Consider the following 15458-nt stretch of genomic DNA (forward strand, 5'->3'; position numbering starts at 1 on the left):
ATCGTCCCCGCCTTCGCGAGGACGACGGCGATCAGGCGCCGGGGTTGGTGATGCGACTGTGAATGGTGTTGATGGCATCGACCACCTCGGTCGACAGGGTCACCGAGGCCGCATCAATATTGTCTTTCAATTGCGCCAGCGTGGTCGCACCCACAATGGTCGACGCCACAAACCAGCGTGAATAGCACCACGCCAGCGCCATCTGAGTCGGCGTCATGCCGTTGGCGCGCGCCAGTTCCGCATATTCCTTGACCGCCGCCAGCACCGATGGCCGCAGGTAACGCGGACTCCAGTTAGCCGGGAAGATCGTCAACCGACCATGCGCCTTCGGGTCATCCAGGTACTTGGCCGTGAGCTGTCCGAACGCGAGTGGGCTATACGCCAGCAGGCTCACATTCTCGCGATAGCAGGTCTCGTCGAGCAGACTTGTTTCAAAATTACGCGCTGTCAGGTTGTACAAATTCTGAATGGTCGCAATACGCGGCAAGCCCTTCATCTCGGCCTGTTTGACGTATTCGCTCACGCCCCAGGCACTCTCGTTGGACACACCAATCTGGCCAATCTTGCCCTCTTCGATCAGCTTGCCCAGCACCGCCAGCGTGTCTTCAATCGCCACACCCCTGCGTTCCTTTTCCGGGTTGAAGGCAGTAGCGCCAAAGATCGGCACATTCCGGCTTGGCCAGTGGATCTGGTACAGATCGATGTGATCGGTCTGCAGGCGCGTGAGGCTGGCCTCGACGGCGGCGCGGATGTTGGCGGCATCAAGGTTGTTCTTGCCGTTGCGGATCCAGTGCATGGCCGCGTTCGGCCCCGCCACCTTGGTGGCCAGCACGATGTCGGCGCGGCGCCCGGTCTTTTTCAGCCAGGAGCCAATAAAGCGTTCGGTCGAGCCCTGCGTCGCCGCGCGCGGCATGACTGGGTACATCTCGGCCGTGTCGACGAAATTGATGCCCCGTTCCAGCGCGTAGTCGAGCTGACTGTGGGCCTCGGCTTCGCTGTTTTGCTCGCCAAAGGTCATGGTGCCCAGGCAGACCTTCGATACTTTCAGCGCGCTGGCGCCAAGCGTGACCTTATCCATGGATCTTCCTGATTTCGTTGGCGCAGTCGCGCACCAGTGCCGGGCCGGCGTAGATCAGGCCCGTATACACCTGCACCAGCGAGGCGCCCAGTTTGATTTTGGTGGCGGCATCCTTGCCGCGCATGATGCCGCCCACGCCGATGATGGGCAGCTCGTCACCGACTTCCGCCTTGAGGGCGCGGATCACGATGTTCGACAGGTCGAACACGGGTTCACCCGACACGCCGCCAACTTCATTGCCGTACTTGACGCGGTCCACGCTGCGGTGGCTGGTGGTGGTGTTGGTGGCGATGACGCCGTCGATCTTGTGACGCAGCAGGGCGTCGGCGATGTTCTTGATTTGCTCGGCGTCGACGTCTGGCGCGATTTTCAGCGTCAGCGGCACGTAGCGCTTGTGCTGGTCGGCCAGGCGCAGTTGCGCCGCTTTCAGTTGCGAGAGCAGGGCGTCCAGTTCGGATGCGCCTTGCAGCTGGCGCAGGTTCTTGGTGTTGGGCGACGAGATGTTTACCGTCACGTAGCTGGCGTAGGGGTAGACTTTTTCCAGGCAGTGCAGATAATCGTCGACTGCGTTTTCAATCGGGGTGGCCGCATTCTTGCCGATGTTCAGACCCAGAATGCCTTCCTTGTTCTGATAGAAGCGGGACGACTGCACGTTGGCGATAAAGGCATCGACGCCGCCATTGTTGAAACCCATGCGGTTGATGATGGCGTTCTTCGACGGCAGGCGGAACATGCGCGGCTTGGGGTTGCCCGGCTGCGGGCGCGGGGTCACGGTGCCCACTTCGATGGAACCGAATCCCAGTGCGGCCAGGCCGTCGATGTAGGCGCCATCCTTGTCCAGTCCTGCTGCCAGCCCGACCGGATTGGGGAAGTTCAAACCCATGACGGTGCGCGGATCGGCGGCCGGCTTGCGCACGGTTTTGGTCCAACCCATGGTTTCGGCCTTACGCAAGGCAGGCAGGGTCAGGTTGTGCGCCGCTTCCGGGTTGAGCGAAAACAGCAGGGGGCGGGTCAGGGCGTACAGCAATTTGTCGGACATGGGCAGCTTAAAGAATGCAGGTGCGGCATTTTACCGTGCGCGCGGCCCGGCCGCCTATTTTTGCAGCACGCTCCAAATGCCGTTCATGCGTGCTTCGAGTGGCCTGAAATTGATCTTGTAGGCCATTTTGGGACTTTGCTCGATCCAGTAGCCCAGATACACGAAGGGCAGTCCCAGTTCCTGCGCCTGTGCGATTTGCCACAAGATGTTGTAGGTGCCAAAGGAGGCGCCTGGCACGTCCGGGTCGAAGAAGGTGTAGACCGACGACAGACCGTCGGACAGCACGTCGATGATGGAGATCATGCGCAGTACGCCCTCGGTATCGCGAAACTCGACCAGGCGCGTGTTGACCCGGCTTTGCAGCAGAAACTGGGCATACTGGTCGCGGCTGTCCTGGTCCATGCCGCCGCCCACGTGGCGCGTGGTCTGGTAGCGCAGGTAGAGCGCGTAATGTTCGTCCGAGAAGCTCAGGTTGGCGACATTGGCCACCAAGCCGGCATGGCGCGTCCAGGCGCGGCGCTGACCGCGGCTGGGCTGAAATTCGTCCGTCCGCACGCGTACCGGAATGCAGGCCTGACAGCCGTCGCAATAAGGGCGGTAGGTGAAGATACCGCTGCGCCGGAACCCGTTTTTGACGAGTTCGGAATAGACGTCGGCGTTGATCAGGTGCGAAGGGGTGGCCACTTGCGAGCGGGCCTGGCGCGCGTCCAGGTAGCTGCAGGGGTAGGGCGCTGTGGTGTAGAACTGCAGCGTCGAGAAGGGCAAGTCATTTAGGTGCGCCATGCATGGTCTTTCGATGCGACGTTATGTGCTTCCTTGGCTTTCATTGTAACGAAACTGGGCGCCTTAGTGGGTGCCGCGCAAACGTGGCGGCAAACCCCAGCCGCTGACTGGCGGCTCGCCAATGGCGCTGCGTAAATGTTCCAGGAAAACCTCGCGCGACACCGGGGCCGCTCCCAGCGAGGCCAGGTGCGCTGTCTCTTGCTGGCAATCGATCATGCGCACGCCCTGGCTGCGCAGAAAATCGACCAGGAAGCTCAGGGCGATTTTGGAGCCATCGGTGACGCGGGCAAACATGGATTCGCCGTAAAACATGCGGCCAATACACACGCCGTAGGCGCCACCCACCAGCTCGCCGTCGCGCCACAGTTCGGATGAATGGGCATAGCCAAGAGCATGCAGGCCGGTGTAACCGTCAATGATTTCGTCGGAAATCCAGGTGCCCGGGCCATCCTTGCGGGGCGCGGCGCAGGCACGCATGACTTGTTCGAACGCACTGTCGAAGCGCACTTCCCACGGGCCGCCTTCTTGCATGCTGCGTTCCACCTTGCGCAGCGCCTTGCGCAGGCTGTCGCTGACGCGGAACTGCTCGGTCATGAGGACCATGCGCGGATCGGTGCTCCACCAGAGAATGGGTTGGCCTTCTGAAAACCAGGGGAAGATGCCGCGCTGGTAAGCAGCGAGCAGCCGTTGCGGCGACAAATCGGCCCCGGCAGCCAGCAAACCCGGCGCGTCCAGCGTCAAGGCCTCGGACACGTCGGGAAACGGGGAGTGGGTCTCAAGCCAGGGGATCATGAGTCGTTGGATGGGCTCGATATACGCATGGGGCGCAAGATGTCGTGCGAGTGGAAACCGAAGCGGCCGCCTGTCTCCCGTACTTTGACGCTATCGGCAAAGAACAGTTCCAGCGTCTTGCGAATGGTCGGGAACGCCAGCTCTTCCCACGGGATTTCATGCTCGGCGAACAGCTTGACGTCCAGGCTTTCGATGCCTGGCGCAAAGTCCAGGTCTTTCAGCCGGGCCAGGTAAAACAGGTGCACCTGGTGAACTTGGGCAACATTTAGCAAACTGAACAGCTCGCCGATTTCGACATTGGCGCCAGCTTCCTCTTCAGTTTCGCGCACTGCTGCTTCGGCGGTGGTCTCGGCGTTTTCCATGAAGCCTGCGGGCAAGGTCCAATAACCGTGGCGCGGTTCGATGGCCCGCTTGCAAAGCAGAATGCGCAATTCGCCGTCCACATCCCAGACCGGGATGGAGCCGACAACCAGCTTGGGATTGTGATAATGGATGGTGGCGCATTGTCCGCACACATAGCGGGGACGGTTATCGCCTTCGGGAATCTGGAGCGTCACCGGGTAGGCGCACTCGGAACAAAATTTCATAGGAGACCGTTGGATGGGATTTTTCAACTACTTTACACCGATTGTGCCCAATGTGGCGGTTCAGAAAAGCGGCGCCTGTACGGGGCAAAGCAATTATTGCTACTGCTATCGCACATCTTAGTTGGATTAACATTGCCTAAATTGGGAAAGCGCCGTATAATGATTGCATCAGACGCGGGGTGGAGCAGTCTGGCAGCTCGTCGGGCTCATAACCCGAAGGTCACAGGTTCAAATCCTGTCCCCGCAACCAGAATTGGAAAAGCCGTTGATCTTGTTAAAGGATCAACGGCTTTTTGTCATCTGCAGCGCTCAGGCATGCTGCACTGCCGCATCGCGCTTAGTTGCAATTGCCGGCCCGCGCGCAAATCGAATTCCAGATCTGGACCCAGCGATCATCCGGGATCGACGCGCCTTGCACTTTCGGGGCTTCGCTCACATAGCCATACGAGGTCACGGCCACCACCCGGTTTTGTCCGGTGTTGTTGCCGGTGCCGCCACCGGTGGCCAGCTGGGCAAAGTTCTGCACCCATGGCCCGCCACTGGAGCCGCCCCGTGCATCGGACCCGTATTCCACGTTATTCGGGGCCGTGGTGCGGTAGCTGGTGCTGGTGACGTTCTGCATGCGCTGGCAACTGTCCAGATTGCAAGGGTAGCCCAGCTTGGAGGTGTGGTTGTTGTTCAGGCTGAGGGTTTGCCAGCCCAGCCAGCCTGTCACATTGCCCAGTTTGGTCAGGGGGCCGCCCGCGTACATGGACTGGTCGCCAAATTCAATCATGGCGTAGTCAGCTGCGTTCGGCACGCCGCCCCCGCCGCTGGCCCAGGTGCCCGTCACGATGGCATAGCGCCAGTTCCATTGCTTGAGCGGCGCCGTGCCGTCGCGGAAGGCGGGCACGAATACCCAGTTGCTGTGGAAGCCGGCAGCCGTGCCGCTGTGCACGCAGTGGCCGGCAGTGACCACCACGCGGCGCTGGATCACCGAGGCCGAGCACACATAGGGCGAGCCGCCAATGGTGAAGAACAGCTTGCCAACCGTGATGTAGGGATAGGCGCGGTCGGCCGAATAGCCTGCACTGGCGCCGGCAAACAGGGGGAACACGCGGGTGCTGGTGAACGGCGTGTTGAAGGTGCCGCTGGCATCGGGTTCGACATCGGACATGGCGCTCTTGTGCGGTGCTGCCTGCTCCGGCGTGTACAGCTTCTCGGGTGCCACCTTGCCGTTCGTTGAGGGTGGCTTGCCTTCGCTGCTTTGCACATGGCCCGTGGGGGCGGCGCGCAAGGCTTCTTCGCGGATGGCGTCGGCGCGCACGGCCGGCATGGGCAAGGGTTTGGCAGCCTTGAAGCGCTCCGGTGTCCAGTAAGCCGATGCGCTTGCCTTGGTATCGTTGTTCTGCACGCTGACCGGTTGATCGGCGTCCGGCGGGGTGGCTGACAGGACCGGCATCGCAACAAACAGACAGGCGGCGCCAAGGCCCGCAGATAGCGCTGGTAGTGGATGTTTCATTTTTATTCTCGCATGGTGAGCAGAATAGCGGTTTCCCCGGCGGAACCGCGCCGGGACGGAGCGTACCGGTCTCGATCGAGACCAAATGTAGCGCAAGCTACCCGACGATTGTAGGCACGGTGGCGGCGAAGCGGCCCCGGTAAAGCTGTTGGAACTGACCGGCGTCAAAGAAAATGCGGGAACAATCAGGTACGCCATGCATAGACGAAATTGTCTTTGCTTTGACATGCATACCTGTTGCGATTCGAGAAACGGATCTCAGTCGTTCAAGCTTGCCCACAGGTGGGCGGCCGCCATGGTGCGATGGGGTTTGTAGTGTTCGAGCAGGGCCGCAGTGCGTGCCATGTCGGGCTTGCTTTCTTCGCCCAGCAGACGCTGCAAGGCGGCGCGGATGGCCACGTCGCCATGCAGCGAACAGTCGGCGTAACCGTAGCCGCGCAGTAGCGCGTAGTTGACGGTCCAGGGGCCGATGCCTTTGACGGCCAGCAAGGCAGCGCAGGTCTCGTCCAGCTTGGCGCTCCGATCCAGCGCCAGGGCGCCGCTGTCGACCAGGGTGGCCAGGCGCAGCAGCGTGTCCGCTTTCGCGCGCGAAAATTTGCGGCTGGTCAGTTGCTCTGGTGTCAGGCGAGCCACGTCGGCCGCTTCTGGATAGCACCACAGGCCGCTGCTGTGCGCGCGCCCGGCCTGGGCAATGAAGGTGCGCCGCAGCGCGATGGCGAAGGTCAGATTGATCTGCTGGCCAATGATGGCCCAGGTCAGCGCTTCGAAAACTGTGGCGGACTGCACGATGCGCAAGCCGGGCTGGCGCCGCGCCACGGGACCTAGCAAGGCGTCCTTGCGTACAGCCTTGAGAAACGGGGCCGGATCGATGCGCAGCGCCAGGATGTTGAGCAGGGCATCGTCCACCAGGGCGCGCGCTGTCGCCGACAGCTTGCCATCGGCCTGGACGACGCACTGGGCGGCATCGGCGTCAAAGCGCACATCGAGCAGCACCGGCACGCCTTCGATCAGCACACCTTTGCGAATGCGGTCTGCTTGCACTTGTTCGGCTAGACCTTCTGCATCGCGCCCGTGAAAGCTCAGGATGTCGGCCACGCGGTAATCGGCGGGCAGCGCGATCGAGCGCTTCATGCGGTGCGCCGTCCAAAGCGTGGTGCGAAGCCCGTCACCAGCGCCGTGCCTGAAATGACGATGGCGGCACCGGCAATGGTGTACCAGCCCACCACTTCGCCCAGGAACAGCGCGCCCCACAGAATGCCGAACAGGGGATTGAGGAAAGTGACGGTGAGCGCCGAGGTGGTGCCCACATCTTCAATCAGCTTGAAGTACAGGATGTAGGCCACGCCGGTACACAGAATGCCCAGTGCCAGCGCCGCGCCCATGATGCCGATGGTGGCGGTGCCGCGCATCGGGAACAGCAGCAGCGCCGGTATTACCATGATGGTGGCGGCCCACATGCTGCCGTGCGCATTGGCAAACGGTTCAACGCTTTTCGCTTGCTTGGCGTAGGCGCTGGCGACGCTGTAGCTGATTGCCGCCACCAGCGCAGCGCCAATCGCCAGCCCGGCGCCCGGTCGCGTTGTGACGGCATCAAAACCCACCAGCAGCGCCACGCCGCACGTGCCCAGCACCAGGCCGACGATTGTTTTGGGGGCGATGGCCTGGCGCGACCACAGCGCGCCGATCAATGCGCCCCACATTGGCGCGGTGGCGTTCAGTACCGACAGCACCGAAGCGGTGAGTGTGCTGGCAGCATAGGCAAACAGCAGGAACGGGAAAGCGGAGTTAAAAAAGCCCAGGATGCAGTAGTGCTTCCAGTGTTCGGCCAGGTGGAGCTTCTTCTTGAGGACCAGGCCCACCAGGAACAGGAACAGGGCGGCGAAGGCGACGCGGCACTCGATCAGAACGCCAGGGCCCAGCACCGGCGCGCTGATGCGCATGAACAGGAAGGAGCTGCCCCAGATCGCCGCCAGCAGGACCAGGCGCAGCATATTGGCTGTATTCATATTGGCGGCTTCGAAAATGATGAAAATCGTAGTGTGGCGCGCATCGTCATCGGCGGCCAGCTTGTTCTTGCTATTGAATTCAAGCGTCGAGCGCGGCGGCGTGCTGCACCTGCAGCGCCTCGGGTACGCCGTTCTTGACGGCGGTCAGCTCGGCCAGAATCGAAATGGCGATTTCGGACGGCGTCTTGCTGCCGATGTACAGGCCGATCGGGGCATGCAAGCGTGCCAGCTGGGCGTCGTTCAAGTCGAACAGCTTGAGCCGCTCGCGCCGCTTGGCATTGTTCACACGCGAGCCGATCGCGCCCACATAGAAGGCGTCGGACTTGAGCGCTTCCATCAGCGCCAGATCGTCCAGTTTGGGGTCGTGCGTAAGGGCCACCACGGCGCTGCGGTGATCAAGCTTGGCGTCGATCACCAGGTCGTCCGGCATGGCATGCACCAGCTGCACCCCTGGCAGCTGCCAGCCAGCGCGGTATTCTTCGCGCGGGTCGCACACGGTGACGTAGTAATCCATGGCGCTGGCGATTTGCGCCAGAAAGCGCGACAGCTGGCCGGCGCCAATGATGAACAGACGCCAGCGCGGGCCATGAATGGTGGTCAGCACGCCGTCGGCCAGGACTTGCACCGCGCCGGCGGCGGCCGGTTCCAGGGTCACGCGCCCGCTGGCCAGTTCAAGGCGGCGCGCCAGCAGTTCGTGCCGGTCCAGACGTGCAAGCAATTCGCTGATGCCGCTGGCGGCAGTGAGCGGTTCCAGGGCCAGTTCGATGGTGCCGCCGCAGGGCAGGCCGAAGCGATGCGCTTCTTCGGCGCTGATGCCGTAGCTGACCACTTCGGGCACGGTGCGCGTGATGCCTTGCTGTCGCACGCGCTCGATCAAGTCGTCTTCAATGCAACCGCCCGATACCGAGCCCACTACGCGGCCGTCGTCGCAGATGGCGAGCAGGGCGCCAATGGGGCGCGGGCTCGAGCCCCAGGTGCGGATCACGGTCACCAGTTCGCAGGCGTGGCCCGCGGCGATCCAGCTGTCGGCGGTCTTGAGTACTTCAAGGTCAATGCTGTCCATGGGATCGAATATACTGGCGTTCCTGATGAACGCGCACGGTGGGAAGAATGAGCAATGATACAAAAAAAGACGACGGTTCGCCGAAGTTCGGCCGTTTGCTCCTGGCCTTGTTCGGCGCCGTCGTCTTTTGCGGCGTGCTGACTTTTGTGATGGCCAGGTTTTTCCCGGATTTTCCTAGCTGACCAACTCCACTACATCGTCCTCGCGAAGGCGGGGACCCATAGCACGCTGAACAACTTCGGTCCCGTGGAATAGGTCCCCGCCTTCGCGAGGACGATGTGGTGGTGTGGGTTAGGGCGTTAGCGGCTTCTTGCCAGCCACTTTCGACTTCACATCCGCCTGCGCCGCTGCCAGCGCCGTCAGCCTGGCTGCCGTGGCCGGGTGATTGGCCACATACCCATTGAGCACAGTGGCTGGATACGATTTGTCCAGCCGCTTCCAGAACGGCGCCGCCGCGTCGATGTTGTAACCGGCACGCGCAAGCAAATACAGGCTGAGCGTGTCCGCTGCGCCATCAAGTTCGGCCGTCATCGGGCGAATCCCGGCGCTGCCGATCAGCAGCGAGGTATCGGGCCGCACATTGGCCAAATTGGTGATCACGCTGCCGATCGTGGCGGTGCTGTTGGTGGTCGCCGCATGCCCCAGAATATTGTGCGCCATGCCTTTGGCCAGCAGGACGGCCAGTTCGTCGTCGGACTGAGCGAAGTGCACCATGCCGCGCGTGACCATGACGCGCTGGCCGTCGGCATACGAGTTGACGTTGTCGGAATTACCCAGCTCGATCGCAAAGCCGCAGGCGCGCGTGACGGGAATGGTCAGCTGGCGGTTCTTGTCGTCGCGCTCGATGACCATCGGCAGGGACGCGGAGGAGGCAACTAGTGGACCAAACACGGCGCCGGCTGAACCGGACGCGTTAGGCCCCGTTGGCAGCGCCTTGCCGCCGGCGGAAATGAGTTCGTCACCACGGCGCAAGCCGGCGCGCGCGGCACCACTGCCTGCCAATACGCCAGTCACCTTGAGGCGTTCGCCCATGCCGAAGGCCACTTGCGACCCCTCGTTATAGTCGCCCGGATACCAGTAGCGGTTACGTGCGGTGAAACCGAGCAGGTTGCGCGCCTGGCCCTTGCACAATTCAGCGTTGTTGATCAGGAGGGGCGCTGCAATCCGGTACAGGCGCTCCTGCATGGACGCCATTTTGGTCAGCGCTTCGGCCGCTGCCGCCACGCGCGGCGAAATGACTGGTGCGACAGGTACCGGGGTGGTGGGCAGGGCTTCGGTGGCCGCAGTGCCGGTGGTGGCCGGGGGCAGGGTTTCACAGGCCGACAGCAGCAGGCCGGTGAACAGTGCCGGCGCAAGGACGCGCAGGCCGGTGAAACGGGTCATAGACTTCTCCATATTTTTATTGTTTGCCGGTGCTGCCAAAACCTCCTGCACCGCGCTCGCTCGTGTCGAACTCGTCGACGACATTGAATCCGACCTGCAGAACAGGCACCACGATCAGTTGCGCCAGCCTTTCCATGGGGTTCAGGGTAAAGGCGGCCTGGCCGCGGTTCCAGGTCGATACCATCAGCTGTCCCTGATAGTCGGAATCGATCAAGCCTACCAGATTCCCCAAAACGATGCCGTTCTTGTGACCCATGCCACTGCGCGGCAGGATCATGGCAGCGTAGCCCGGGTCGCCCAGATGAATGGCCAGGCCGGTGGGAATGAGCACGGTGGCACCGGCTTCAATGGTGATGGGCGCGTCGATGCAGGCGCGCAGGTCCAGGCCGGCGCTGCCTTCGGTGGCGTAGGCCGGCAGCTGGTCTTTCATGCGCGGGTCGAGAATCTTGATGTCGATGGTCTTCATGGTCTTCTTGTTTTATTTGAGGAGAGAGCGCTGTTCGAGCCGCTTGCCAATCTCGGAAATGAGCTGGCGCGCCAGGGTCAGTTTGTCTGCGCGGGGCAGTACGGTGTGGCCGTGGTCATCGAACAGCACGATGGTATTGTCGTCCTGGCCGAAAGTGTGATGGCCGATATTGCCCACCAATAGAGGAATGCCTTTTTTCTCGCGCTTGACGGCCCCATATTCCAGCAGGTTTTCCGACTCCGCCGCAAACCCGACACAGTAAGGCCAGCCCGAGAGCGAGGTGGTGGCTGCTACCGAAGCGAGGATGTCGGCGTTTTGTTCGAACTGCAGGCTGGGGGTGGCGCCGTCCTGTTTTTTCATTTTCTGGTCACTGGCATTGACCACGCGCCAGTCGGCCACGGCGGCCACACCAATAAAGACGTGCTGGCCGCCGACCGCGTTCATCACGGCGTCGTGCATCTGCTGGGCGCTTTGCACATCGGTGCGGCGCACGCCGTGGGGCGTGGGCAGGGTAGTAGGGCCCGACACCAGGGTCACGTCGGCGCCCGCTTCACGCGCGGCGCGGGCAATCGCGTACCCCATTTTGCCGGACGACAGATTGGTAATGCCGCGCACCGGGTCGATTGCTTCAAACGTGGGGCCAGCCGTGATCAGTACGCGTTTGCCCTTGAGGACCTTGGGCTGGAATGAGGCCACAAGTTCATCGAGCAGGTCGGCCGGTTCGAGCATGCGGCCCAAGCCTGTTTCGCCACAAGCCTGATCGCCTGCGGCCGGTCCCAGGATGCGGATGCCATCGGCGCGCAGCTGGGCGGCATTGCGGCGCGTGGCCGGGTTCTGCCACATTTCCACGTTCATGGCCGGTGCCACCAGCAGGGGCATCAGGTGCGGGCGCGCCAGGCACAGGGTCGAGAGCAGATCGTCGCACACGCCGTGCGCCAGCTTGCGCATGAAGTCGGCCGAGCAGGGCGCAATCAGCACCGCGTCGGCGCCGCGGGTCAGGTCGATATGGGCCATGTTGTTGGCAATGCGCGGATCCCACTGGTCAGTATGGACCGTGTTCCCCGACAGCGCCTGCATGGTGACGGTGGTGATGAAGTGGGTCGCCGCTTCGGTCATGACAACCTGCACCGAGGCCCCCGCCTTGATCAGGGCGCGGCACAATTCAGCGGCCTTGTAGCACGCCACCCCGCCGGACAGGCCGAGGACGATTTTCTTATCCTTCAAATCCATGGGCATGTCAGCTTCTCCGTTTTACTGTTTTTTCACGCGCCGCAGCTCGTCGATGATGAACAGACCGACGCCCAGACAGATCGCGCTGTCTGCCAGATTAAAGGCAGGGAAGGCGCTGCCGCTCCAATGGAAGCTGAGGAAGTCGACCACCTTGCCGTGAACAATACGGTCGATGACGTTGCCGATCGCGCCACCCATGATCAGTGCCAGGGCCCAGCAGAACAGGCGCTGTCCGGCGTGCTGGCGCAGCAGGTACAGGATGAACAGCACCGCGCCCACGGCAATGGCCGTGAACAGGTAGCGCTGCCAGCCGCCGGCGTCGCCCAGGAAGCTGAACGCCGCGCCCGGGTTATACACCAGTACCAGGTTGAAGAAGGAGGTGACGTGCTTCGATTCGTGCTCGGCGAAGGTGCGCAAGATGACGATCTTGGACAACTGGTCGAGCAGGATGACGATAAAGGCCACGCCCAGCCACGGCATCATGCTGGCGCTGCTGGATTTGGAACTGGAGAACAGCTGTTTTTTGGTTGCCATGTCGGTGCTTGGTCTGGTTATGCGAAGGCGCGTTTTTCGCCGCTGCCGAACAGATTGCTGTAGCAGCGGCCGCACAGGCCTGCGTGCTCGGCGTGGGTGCCGACGTCGGCGCGATAGTGCCAGCAGCGTTCGCACTTGGGTGCGCTCGACGCCGTCACTGTGATGGTTTCCTCAGCTTCGCTTGGCACCTCGATGGCCTTGGCCTGCGAGGTGATGAAGACGAACTTGAGATCGTCGTCCAGGCTGGCCAGCAGCTGGTACTTGGCGCCGGCTGCCTTGATGGCCAGTTCTGCCTGCAGGGACGAGCCGATCGCGCCGGACACGCGCAGTTCTTCCAGTTCCTTGGTGACGGCGGCGCGCACTTCGCGCAGGGCCGTGTATTTTTCCACCAGGGCGGCAGCATCGGCCACTTCCGGCAAGGTCCAGAAAGTCTGGGTGAAGATGGTTTCGTCGCTGGCGGCAAACGCTTCCGGGCTGGCAAAGACAGCCCATGCTTCTTCGGCCGTGAACGAGAGCATCGGGGCCATCACGCGCAGCAGACTTTGGGTGATGTGCCACAGCGCGGTCTGTGCCGAGCGGCGCGCTGGCGAATCAACGGCCGACGTGTACAAGCGGTCCTTGAGGATGTCCAGGTAGAAGCCGCCCAGGTCTTCGGAGCAGTAGTTCTGCAGGCGCGAGACGACCGGATGGAATTCGTAGCGCTCGTAGTGGCCGGCGATATCGCGCTGCAGGGCAGCCATGTCGGCGATTGCGTAACGGTCGATTTCGAGCAGATCGGCGATGGGCAGCGCGTGCTTGGCGTGGTCGAAGTCCGAGGTGTTGGCCAGCAGGAAGCGCAGCGTGTTACGGATGCGGCGGTACGATTCGGTTACGCGCTTGAGGATCTCTTCGGAGATCGACAGTTCGCCCGTGTAATCGGTGGACGCGACCCACAGGCGCAGGATGTCGGCGCCCAGCGAATCGGAGATCTTTTGCGGCGCCATCGTGTTACCGAGCGACTTGGACATCTTCTTGCCCTCCGCGTCGACCGTGAAGCCGTGCGTGAGCAGGGCCTTGTACGGCGGACGGCCGTTGAGCATGGAGGACGTCAGCAGCGAGGAATGGAACCAGCCGCGGTGCTGGTCCGAGCCTTCCAGGTACAGGTCGGCCGGGAACTGCGACTGGGCCGCGTGCGAGCCGCGCAGTACGGTCTGGTGGGTGCAGCCGGAATCGAACCAGACGTCCAGCGTGTCCTTGTTCTTGACGTACATGGCGGCGTCGTCGCCCAGCAGGTCGGCCGGCTCGATCGCGAGCCAGGCATCGATGCCTTTTTCTTCAAACAGCTTGGCCACTTGTTCCAGCAGCTCCGGCGTGCGCGGATGCAGCTGGCCAGTTTCCTTGTGCAGGAAGAAGGCCATTGGCACGCCCCACTGGCGCTGACGCGACAGGGTCCAGTCCGGACGGTTTTCGATCATGCCGTGCAGGCGAGCCTGGCCCCAGTCCGGGAAGAACTTGGTGTCTTCGATGCCTTTGAGTGCGGTCTGGCGCAGCGACGGGCCGCCGTCTTTCGGCGTGTTGTCCATGCTGGCGAACCACTGCGAGGTGGCGCGGTAGACGATCGGGGTCTTGTGGCGCCAGCAGTGCATATAGCTGTGGTCGAACATCTTCAGCTCGAACAGGGCGCCTGCTTCACGCAGGGCGCCGCAGATCGGCTTGGACGCTTCCCAGATCGTCATGCCGCCAAACAGCGGCAGGGTGGAAGCAAAGCGGCCGTCGCCCATCACGGGGGTGAGGATTTCATCGTCCTTCATGCCGTGCGCTTTGCACGAAATGAAGTCGTCCTGACCGTAGGCCGGGGCCGAGTGGACCACGCCGGTACCGCTCTCGGTGGTCACGTAGTCGGCCAGGTACATTGGCGACAGGCGGTCGAAGAAAGGATCGGCCGCGTGCAGCGGGTGCTTGAAGGCGATGCCGTCGAGCGCTTGGCCCAGGCAGGTCGCAACGACCTTGCCTTCGAGCTTGTAGCGCTGCAGGCAGGCTTCGGCCAGGTCGGCGGCCAGAATCAGCAGCAGCGGCTTGCCGTCACGGCTGGTTTCGACCAGCGCGTACGTCACTTCCGGGTTCACGTTCAAGGCCTGGTTGGACGGGATGGTCCACGGGGTGGTGGTCCAGATGACGACAAAGCCGTCGCCGGCCGGCAGCGCAGGCAGGCCGAAGGCGGCCGCCAGCTTGTCGTGCTGGGCAAACGGGAAACCGACGTCGATTGCCGGGTCCTTCTTGTCCTGGTATTCGACTTCCGCTTCCGCCAGCGCCGAGCCGCAATCGAAGCACCAGTTGACCGGTTTCAGACCGCGATAGACATAGCCTTTTTCCAGCAGCTTGCCGAGGGCACGCAGTTCGTCGGCCTCGTTCTTGTACGCCATGGTCATGTAGGGGTTGTCCCATTCGCCCAGCACGCCCAGGCGGATGAAGCCGGCGCGCTGGCGGTCAACCTGCTCAAGTGCGTAGGCGCGCGCCTTCTGCAGCACTTCAGCGGTTGGCAGGTTTTTGCCATACAGTTTTTCGATCTGGATTTCGATCGGCATGCCGTGGCAATCCCAGCCCGGCACGTAAGGCGCGTCAAAGCCGGCCACGCCGCGCGATTTGACGACCATGTCCTTCAAAATTTTATTGACCGCGTGACCGAGGTGGATGTCGCCATTGGCATACGGCGGGCCATCATGCAGGATGAACATCGGGCGGCCCTTGGCAGCCTTGCGCACGCGCTCGTAGACTTTTTTGTCCTGCCATTGCTTCACCCAGCCCGGTTCGCGCTTGGCCAGGTCGCCGCGCATCGGGAACGGGGTATCGGTCATGTTGACCGGATATTTGGAAGCCGGCTTGGCATCCTTTTTCGGGGCTTTCGGTGCCTGCTGGTTCTGCTCTGGTTTGCTGGTATCGGACATGTTTTTCTTCAAAGAGGTGTATCTGGAATACGGGAAGGACCTGCGCGTGCGGCCTGTGGCCGCTGGCGGTCG

14 protein-coding genes and 1 tRNA gene are annotated in these 15458 nt (G+C 62.4%); 1 reads left to right on the plus strand and 14 read right to left on the minus strand.

The window, feature by feature from the left end; genetic code table 11:
- Nucleotides 1-31: 31 nt before the first annotated feature.
- The 5 genes from BUC24_RS02180 to BUC24_RS02200 all read right to left on the minus strand — a co-directional run bounded on the left by BUC24_RS02180 (nt 32) and on the right by BUC24_RS02200 (nt 4279).
- Entirely contained in the window at nt 32-1078 is a 1047-nt protein-coding gene (locus tag BUC24_RS02180; protein WP_073212440.1) for an aldo/keto reductase, read from the minus strand.
- Nucleotides 1071-2117 carry a quinone-dependent dihydroorotate dehydrogenase gene (locus tag BUC24_RS02185; protein ID WP_073212441.1) on the minus strand — a complete coding sequence of 349 codons (1047 nt, stop codon included), beginning with the start codon at nt 2115-2117 and terminating at the stop codon, nt 1071-1073. The genes BUC24_RS02180 and BUC24_RS02185 overlap by 8 nt, the downstream gene beginning before the upstream one ends.
- Nucleotides 2118-2171: 54 nt before the next feature.
- Entirely contained in the window at nt 2172-2900 is a 729-nt protein-coding gene (locus tag BUC24_RS02190) for an arginyltransferase (RefSeq protein WP_073212442.1), read from the minus strand.
- 63 nt (nt 2901-2963) lie between these two features.
- Nucleotides 2964-3692, minus strand: a complete 729-nt coding sequence (aat, locus tag BUC24_RS02195) for a leucyl/phenylalanyl-tRNA--protein transferase (protein ID WP_073212443.1) — start codon at nt 3690-3692, stop codon at nt 2964-2966.
- Nucleotides 3689-4279 (minus strand): NUDIX hydrolase, encoded by a 591-nt coding sequence (locus tag BUC24_RS02200; RefSeq protein WP_073212444.1) that lies wholly within the window; start codon nt 4277-4279, stop codon nt 3689-3691. Before BUC24_RS02200 ends, aat begins: the two co-directional genes overlap by 4 nt.
- A 173-nt stretch (nt 4280-4452) precedes the next feature.
- On the opposite strand from BUC24_RS02200, the gene BUC24_RS02205 reads away from it, so the two are divergent.
- Nucleotides 4453-4529: transfer RNA gene (locus tag BUC24_RS02205), tRNA-Met, on the plus strand.
- Between the two features lie 87 nt (nt 4530-4616).
- Here the strand turns inward: BUC24_RS02205 and BUC24_RS02210 are convergent.
- The 9 genes from BUC24_RS02210 to ileS form a co-directional block, all read right to left on the minus strand.
- Nucleotides 4617-5780 carry a trypsin-like serine peptidase gene (locus BUC24_RS02210; protein ID WP_073212445.1) on the minus strand — a complete coding sequence of 388 codons (1164 nt, stop codon included), beginning with the start codon at nt 5778-5780 and terminating at the stop codon, nt 4617-4619.
- Between the two features lie 258 nt (nt 5781-6038).
- Entirely contained in the window at nt 6039-6911 is an 873-nt protein-coding gene (locus BUC24_RS02215) for a DNA-3-methyladenine glycosylase family protein (protein ID WP_073212446.1), read from the minus strand.
- Nucleotides 6908-7786, minus strand: a complete 879-nt coding sequence (locus tag BUC24_RS02220; protein WP_073212447.1) for a DMT family transporter — start codon at nt 7784-7786, stop codon at nt 6908-6910. The genes BUC24_RS02215 and BUC24_RS02220 overlap by 4 nt, the downstream gene beginning before the upstream one ends.
- Nucleotides 7787-7865: 79 nt before the next feature.
- Entirely contained in the window at nt 7866-8849 is a 984-nt protein-coding gene (locus BUC24_RS02225; protein WP_073212448.1) for an XdhC family protein, read from the minus strand.
- Nucleotides 8850-9140: 291 nt separating this feature from the next.
- Complete coding sequence (locus BUC24_RS02230) at nt 9141-10232, minus strand: M48 family metallopeptidase (protein WP_073212449.1); 1092 nt, start codon at nt 10230-10232, stop codon at nt 9141-9143.
- A gap of 16 nt (nt 10233-10248) precedes the next feature.
- Nucleotides 10249-10698 carry a dUTP diphosphatase gene (gene dut / locus BUC24_RS02235; RefSeq protein WP_073212450.1) on the minus strand — a complete coding sequence of 150 codons (450 nt, stop codon included), beginning with the start codon at nt 10696-10698 and terminating at the stop codon, nt 10249-10251.
- Nucleotides 10699-10710: 12 nt separating this feature from the next.
- The gene (gene coaBC / locus BUC24_RS02240; protein ID WP_073214655.1) at nt 10711-11928 is read right to left on the minus strand and encodes a bifunctional phosphopantothenoylcysteine decarboxylase/phosphopantothenate--cysteine ligase CoaBC; all 1218 of its coding nucleotides are present in this window, start codon (nt 11926-11928) and stop codon (nt 10711-10713) included.
- Nucleotides 11929-11949: 21 nt separating this feature from the next.
- On the minus strand, nt 11950-12462 hold the full coding sequence (gene lspA, locus BUC24_RS02245; RefSeq protein WP_073212451.1) for a signal peptidase II: 513 nt from the start codon (nt 12460-12462) through the stop codon (nt 11950-11952).
- Between the two features lie 17 nt (nt 12463-12479).
- Nucleotides 12480-15386 carry an isoleucine--tRNA ligase gene (gene ileS / locus BUC24_RS02250; protein ID WP_073212452.1) on the minus strand — a complete coding sequence of 969 codons (2907 nt, stop codon included), beginning with the start codon at nt 15384-15386 and terminating at the stop codon, nt 12480-12482.
- Nucleotides 15387-15458 lie beyond the last annotated feature (72 nt).

Origin of the sequence: Massilia sp. CF038 (genome assembly GCF_900129765.1) — a bacterium.
Taxonomy (GTDB): Bacteria; Pseudomonadota; Gammaproteobacteria; order Burkholderiales; family Burkholderiaceae_D; genus Telluria_A.